The sequence below is a fragment of the Thauera phenylacetica B4P genome (assembly GCF_000310225.1).
Taxonomy (GTDB): domain Bacteria; phylum Pseudomonadota; class Gammaproteobacteria; order Burkholderiales; family Rhodocyclaceae; genus Thauera; species Thauera phenylacetica.
The window spans coordinates 38,509-44,547 of sequence record NZ_AMXF01000009.1; the positions used below are offsets into that span (position 1 = coordinate 38,509).

The window sequence follows — 6,039 nt, forward strand, 5'->3', positions numbered from 1 at the left end:
TCTCGTAGACTCGCGATCTTGCGGTATATTGGTGCGGTATTTCGAGTAGGAGCCTAGCCATGGTATCTGCCATCAAACGCAAGACGTCCCTGACGCTGGACGCCGAGGTGCTTGACTCCGCCAAGGCACTGGAGATTAACGTATCGGCCGTGGCCGAAGCGGCGCTCAAGAGGGCGGTGGCCGAAGCCCGTCGCAAGCAGTGGCTGACTGAAAATGCAGACAACTTTGCTGCACAAGCTGCGTGGCACGAGCGCAATGGGCACCCGCTGGCCGACATCATGAGTGCTCCAGGGGCCGCTTCGTGGAACACCTGAACCGCTACAGCGTGGCGGAATACAAGGGCGTGGCGATGGTTGTGGTCGAAAGCGATCTTTTGCCGCCCGACCCTGCGGTGGTTGTGATTCCGTTGCTGCCCGACTATCCCGCCGTCAAGGGCTTGAACCCCGAAATTCTTTATGACGGCAAGCGGTTGATTCTTGCCACCCGACTCATCGCGGCGGTGCGACGAGCCAATGTGCGTTGCGTCGGGAGCGTGGCCGATCAGGGTGACAGCATCAATCGAGCGGTCGATATTCTGATGTCTGGTGTTTAGTGGCGGATGCGCACGAAATCGGGGTATGACCCCGATTTCCCCTTAGACGTAAGCGTGCCGGTTCGTCCTACCTTGGACGGAGGCGCGCCGGTCCATGTAGGAGCGCCGGCAGGCGCGAACGCCGCCTAGAGCTCGACGTCCTCGTACAGTCCATCCAGCGCCAGCGCCGCCCCGACGCTTTCCAGCCTCACCACATCCCCCTCCCCCGCCGGATGCAGCACCCACAGTCCTTCGCTGTTCTTGCGGAAAAGGTCGGCGTGCTTGCGGTCCTGCTCGATCAGCAGATATTCCTGCAGGGTGTCGATCTGCTGGTAGTGCTCGAACTTGCGACCACGGTCGAAGGCGGCGGTGGAGTCGGAGAGGACCTCGATGATCAGCGCCGGGTGCTGCTTGGCCAGGCTGGCCTCGGGCTGGCGGTCGCGCGGGTCGCAGGTGACGAAGACGTCGGGGTAGAAGACGGCGTCGGCGCGGTCGACGCGCAGCTTCATGCCGGAGAGGAAGGCACGGCAGGGCTTGCCGGAAAGTGCGACCTTCAGGCTCGTCGCGGTGTTGAGCAGGATCGTGTAATGCGCATCCGTGCCGCCGGACATGGCGAAGACCTCGCCACCGAGGTACTCGTGGCGTTCGGGCTGATCCTCTTCCCACGCCATGTAGGCGTCGACGTCGAATTCGGGCTTGAGCTTGGGCAAGGCCATCGTGGGAACTCCTTCGTTTGGTCGAGCATAGCGGGTCGATTTGAGAAAGAAAACCGGGGAAAGAAAACCAGAGTCAGGTCTTTCATTTGCTCACGGCCGCGCCGCGGCCCGCGGCGCCCATCGAGCGGCCCGCCCTCACCCTGCTAGACTTCAGCCATCTCACCGATCGGGAGCTCGCCCATCATGGCCCTGCCTCAACCCGCCGAGCGCTTCGAGCGCGCGGATTTCTTCGCCTGGGAGGCCGAACAGCCCATGAAGCACGACTACGTCGCCGGCGAGGTGTTCGCCCAGGCCGGGGCACGGCAGGATCATGTGGTCGTGGCACTCAACATCGCCACCTCGCTGCGCCAGAAGCTGCGCGGCACGCCCTGCCGGGCCTACATCTCCGACATGCAGCTCGAGGTGATGCAGGCCGATGCAGTGTTCTACCCCGACGTGATGGTGAGCTGCCACCCCGAAGACCTCGCCGCCGAGCGCGTGCTGCATCATCCGCGCGTGATCATCGAGGTGTTGAGCGACAGCACCGCCGCCTACGACCGCGGTGCGAAGTTCGCCGCGGTTCGCATGCTCGACAGCCTGCAGGAGTACGCCCTGGTCGATCCCGAGCGACGCAGCGTCGAGATCTTCCGCCGCCTGCCCTCCAACGACTGGCTGCTCGCCACCGGCGACAGCGCGCGCGGCCTGGTGCTGGCGGCGCTGGAGCTGGAGATCGGGCTGGACGAGGTGTTCGAGGACGTCGGCGCCTGAGACGTAACGGGTGCGCTTCCGTTCCGTGTGGGAGTGGCGGAAGGCGGGAAGGCTGTGGTTGCGTTGATGCGGTTATTCGGAGGCTGCATTCGCGCCTGCCGGCGCTCCTACAGGGGCAACGGGTCCGCGGCGGCTTGTGTAGGAGCGCCGGCAGGCGCGAATGCAGCCGTCGGATCGTGCCAATGCGCCGAATGCTGCGCCGCCGTGTTCGCGCCTGCCGGCGCTCCTCATTAGACGGTGCGCTTTCGTTTTGCGCTGGAGCGGCGGAGGGTTGAAAGGCTGCGGTTGCGTTGGGCGACGCGGTTGTTCGGAGGCTGCGTTCGCGCCTGCCGGCGCTCCTACAAAAAAACCTCGCGGGCCCGGGGCGGCGGGCGCGAGATTCGTTCTTTTATCTCTTTGTTCCCTAATCCCAATGAGCACAACACTCCACCACCTCGCCGAGGCCCATAACGCGCGCTTCGGCACCAGCGGCGTACGCGGCCTCGTCTCCGACCTGACGGACGCAGTCTGCTACGCCTACGCCCAGGCCTTCCTGCGCAGCGCTGCCGCCGGCAGCCCGCGCATCGTCGTCGGCCACGACCTGCGTCCGAGCAGCCCGCGCATCGCCGCGGCCTGCGCCCAGGCGATCCGCGACGCCGGCCGCGAGGCGATTTTCGTCGGCGCCCTGCCCACGCCTGCGCTCGCCTACTGTTGCGCGCTGCACGGCGCCGCGGGCATCGTCGTCACCGGCAGCCATATCCCCTTCGACCGCAACGGCATCAAGTTCTACCGCGCCGACGGCGAGATCGACAAGGCGGACGAGCAGGCCATCCTCGACACCGAGGTGGCCGTACCCGATGCGCTGTCGCCGTCCCCCCTCTCCGCGGTCGACACCGCCGCGCTGGACGCCTACGTCGCGCGCTACACCGACTTCTTCGGCATCGGCGCGCTCGCCGGCACGCGCGTGGCACTGTACGAGCACTCAAGCGTGGCGCGCGACGTGCTGCGCACGGTGTTCGAGCACCTCGGCGCCGAGGTCCTGTCGCTCGGACGCACCGACACCTTCGTTCCGATCGACACCGAGGCCGTGCGCGCCGAGGACATCGCGCAGGCGCACGCGTGGGCGCAGGCGCATCGCTTCGACGCCATCGTGTCGACCGACGGCGACGCCGACCGCCCGCTGATCGGCGACGAGACCGGCACCTGGCTGCGCGGCGACGTGGTCGGCATCCTGTGCGCGCAGTATTTGCAGGCCGACGTGGTGGTCACGCCGGTGAGCAGCAACACCGCGGTGGAAAAGTGCGGCGCGTTCCGCCAGGTGGTGAGGACGCGGATCGGCTCGCCCTATGTCATCGCCGGCATGGATGCGCAGCGTGGCGCAGGGCGTGTGGTGGGCTACGAGGCGAACGGCGGCTTCCTGCTCGGCAGCGATGTGGAACGCGGAGGGGCGAGGCTGAAGGCCCTGCCGACGCGCGACTCCCTGCTGCCGATGCTGGCCCTGCTGGCCATGGCGCGCGCCCATGGCTGCCGCGTGTCGCAACTGGCCGATGCCCTGCCGCGCCGCTTCACCGCCAGCGACCGCATCCAGAACGTGCCGACGGAGTTCAGCCGCGCCCTGATCGCGCGCCTGCAGCAGGCTCCTGGCGAAGCCGCCGCGCTGATGGCGCCCGACGCCGGCGCCGTGACGGCGATCGATACGACCGACGGCCTGCGCGTCCACTTCGCCACCGGCGCGATCGTGCACCTGCGCCCCTCCGGCAACGCCCCCGAGCTGCGCTGCTACGCCGAAGCCGACGACGAGTCCCGCGCCCGCGCCCTGTGCGACGCCTGCCTCGCACGCATCGCCGCCACCTTGTAGGAGCACCGGCAGGCGCGAACGGCGGCGGTGCGGGTGGCACGCGCATCGATTGCCAGGAGGCTGCGGTTCGCGGCTGCCGCCGCTCCTACATAAGCCGCAAGCGCGCCCGTCGCCGAGTGCCCCTGTAGGAGCGCCGGCAGGCGCGAAAGCAGCCTCGAACACCGGCACGCGGCTCGATGCCGGCAAGCCTGATCGCGCCGGGCGCAGCTTGGCGTAAGCTATCGCGACTCCGCGCGCCGCAGGCCACAAGCTTTCCACCTCCTCGGCCAACCAACTCCTCCCCCTCCTCCCGGACTTTCGCACCATGAAAGGCATCATCCTCGCCGGTGGCTCCGGCACCCGGCTGCATCCGATCACGCGCGGCGTCTCCAAGCAGCTGCTGCCGATCTACGACAAGCCGATGATCTATTACCCGCTGTCAGTGCTCATGCTCGCCGGCATCCGCGAGATCCTGGTCATCTCGACCCCGGACGACCTGCCCAACTTCCGCAAGCTGCTGGGCGACGGCGCGGACTTCGGCATCGCGCTGAGCTACGCCGAGCAGCCCTCGCCCGACGGCCTGGCGCAGGCCTTCCTGATCGGGGAGGACTTCATCGGCGACGACAACGTGTGCCTGATCCTGGGCGACAACATCTTCTACGGCTACGGCTTCAGCGCCATGCTGCGCGAAGCGGCCAGCCGCGCGCATGGGGCGACCATCTTCGGCTACCACGTCTCCGACCCCGAGCGCTTCGGGGTGGTGGAGTTCGACGCCGGCGGCAAGGCGGTCTCGATCGAGGAGAAGCCCAAGGCGCCCAAGTCCAACTATGCGGTCACCGGGCTGTACTTCTACGACAACTCGGTGGTGGAGATCGCAAAGCGGGTGAAGCCCTCGGCGCGCGGCGAGCTCGAGATCACCGACGTCAACAACGCCTACCTGCAGCGCGGCGACCTGCATGTGAGCCTGCTCGGGCGCGGCTTCGCGTGGCTGGACACCGGCACGCACGACTCGCTGATGGAGGCGAGCCACTTCGTGCAGACCATCGAGGCACGCCAGGGGCTGAAGGTGGCCTGCCTGGAGGAGATCGCCTACCACCAGGGCTGGCTGTCAGCCGCGCAACTGGCGCGCCAGGCCGAGGCGCTGAGCAAGACCGGCTACGGCCAGTACCTCCAACGCCTGCTGCGCCAGGAGGTGGTCCGGTGAAAGTCGTCGAGACCGCGCTGCCCGGCGTGCTGATCATCGAGCCGAAGGCCTTCGGCGACCACCGCGGATTCTTCCTCGAGACCTTCCAGGTCGAGCGCTACCGCGAGGCGGGCATCACCCTGCCCTTCGTGCAGGACAACCACTCGCGCTCGCAGCGCGGCGTGCTGCGCGGGCTGCATTTCCAGAGGACGCGCCCGCAGGGCAAGCTGGTGAGCGTGAGCCGCGGGGCGGTGTATGACGTCGCGGTGGACATCGACCCGGCCTCGGCGACTTACGGGCAGTTCGTCGGAGTGGAGCTCAACGACGACAACCACCGCCAGATGTGGATCCCGCCCGGGTATGCGCATGGGTTCTGCGTGCTGAGCGAGGTGGCGGATTTCCAGTACAAGTGCACCGATTTCTACTTTCCGGCGGACGAGGGTGGCCTGCTCTGGAACGACCCGGACGTGGGGATCCCGTGGCCGATCACCGAGCCGCAGCTATCGGCAAAGGACATCGACAACCCCCGCCTGCGCGACCTGAAACCGACGTAGCCCCCCGTAGGAGCGGCGGCAGCCGCGATGGCTGCGGGTCCATTGGGTGCTGCGCTTGGTCAATGGCCGACTTCGCGCCTGCCGGCGCTCGTGCAGGGGCACGGAGACGGGTGCGCTCGCGGAGAATGTAGGAGCGGCGGCAGCCGCGATGGCTGCGGGTCGGTTGGGTGCTGCGCTTGGTCAATGGCCGACTTCGCGCCTGCCGGCGCTCCTACAGGGGCACGGAGACGGGTGCGCTCGCGGTGAATGTAGGAGCGGCGGCAGCCGCGATGGTTGCGGGTCCATTGGGTGCTGCGCTTGTTCAATGGCCGACTTCGCGCCTGCCGGCGCTCCTACAGGGGCACGGAGACGGGTGTGCTCGCGGTGAGTGTAGGAGCGGCGGCAGCCGCGATGGCTGCGGGTCGGTTGGGTGCTGCGCTTGGTCAATGGCCGACTTCGCGCCTGCCGGCGCT

7 protein-coding genes are annotated in these 6,039 nt (G+C 67.7%); 6 read left to right on the forward strand and 1 reads right to left on the reverse strand.

Features of this window, described 5'->3' with window-relative positions:
- Nucleotides 1-59 precede the first annotated feature (59 nt).
- The gene (locus C667_RS03105) at nucleotides 60-314 is read left to right on the forward strand and encodes a type II toxin-antitoxin system CcdA family antitoxin (RefSeq protein WP_004356840.1); all 255 of its coding nucleotides are present in this window, start codon (nucleotides 60-62) and stop codon (nucleotides 312-314) included.
- Nucleotides 302-592, forward strand: a complete 291-nt coding sequence (locus tag C667_RS03110; RefSeq protein ID WP_039920666.1) for a CcdB family protein — start codon at nucleotides 302-304, stop codon at nucleotides 590-592. The genes C667_RS03105 and C667_RS03110 overlap by 13 nt, the downstream gene beginning before the upstream one ends.
- A 125-nt stretch (nucleotides 593-717) precedes the next feature.
- On the opposite strand, the gene C667_RS03115 is transcribed toward C667_RS03110, so the two are convergent.
- Nucleotides 718-1,287, reverse strand: a complete 570-nt coding sequence (locus tag C667_RS03115; RefSeq protein WP_004356845.1) for a Uma2 family endonuclease — start codon at nucleotides 1,285-1,287, stop codon at nucleotides 718-720.
- Nucleotides 1,288-1,470: 183 nt separating this feature from the next.
- Between C667_RS03115 and C667_RS03120 the strand changes: the two genes are divergently transcribed.
- The 4 genes from C667_RS03120 to rfbC all read left to right on the forward strand — a co-directional run bounded on the left by C667_RS03120 (nucleotide 1,471) and on the right by rfbC (nucleotide 5,587).
- Nucleotides 1,471-2,034 carry a Uma2 family endonuclease gene (locus C667_RS03120; RefSeq protein ID WP_004356847.1) on the forward strand — a complete coding sequence of 188 codons (564 nt, stop codon included), beginning with the start codon at nucleotides 1,471-1,473 and terminating at the stop codon, nucleotides 2,032-2,034.
- A 412-nt stretch (nucleotides 2,035-2,446) separates the two neighbouring features.
- Nucleotides 2,447-3,871 (forward strand): phosphomannomutase, encoded by a 1,425-nt coding sequence (locus C667_RS03125; RefSeq protein ID WP_004356849.1) that lies wholly within the window; start codon nucleotides 2,447-2,449, stop codon nucleotides 3,869-3,871.
- A gap of 304 nt (nucleotides 3,872-4,175) precedes the next feature.
- On the forward strand, nucleotides 4,176-5,054 hold the full coding sequence (gene rfbA, locus C667_RS03130; RefSeq protein ID WP_004356851.1) for a glucose-1-phosphate thymidylyltransferase RfbA: 879 nt from the start codon (nucleotides 4,176-4,178) through the stop codon (nucleotides 5,052-5,054).
- The gene (gene rfbC / locus C667_RS03135) at nucleotides 5,051-5,587 is read left to right on the forward strand and encodes a dTDP-4-dehydrorhamnose 3,5-epimerase (protein ID WP_004356853.1); all 537 of its coding nucleotides are present in this window, start codon (nucleotides 5,051-5,053) and stop codon (nucleotides 5,585-5,587) included. The genes rfbA and rfbC overlap by 4 nt, the downstream gene beginning before the upstream one ends.
- The last annotated feature ends 452 nt before the right edge of the window (nucleotides 5,588-6,039 follow it).

Coding starts and splice junctions, on each gene's coding strand:
- C667_RS03115 (WP_004356845.1), bottom strand. CDS start 1,287: ATGGCCTTGCCCAAGCTCAAGCCCGAATTCGACGTCGACGCCTACATG.
- rfbA (WP_004356851.1), top strand. CDS start 4,176: ATGAAAGGCATCATCCTCGCCGGTGGCTCCGGCACCCGGCTGCATCCG.
- C667_RS03105 (WP_004356840.1), top strand. CDS start 60: ATGGTATCTGCCATCAAACGCAAGACGTCCCTGACGCTGGACGCCGAG.
- C667_RS03120 (WP_004356847.1), top strand. CDS start 1,471: ATGGCCCTGCCTCAACCCGCCGAGCGCTTCGAGCGCGCGGATTTCTTC.
- C667_RS03125 (WP_004356849.1), top strand. CDS start 2,447: ATGAGCACAACACTCCACCACCTCGCCGAGGCCCATAACGCGCGCTTC.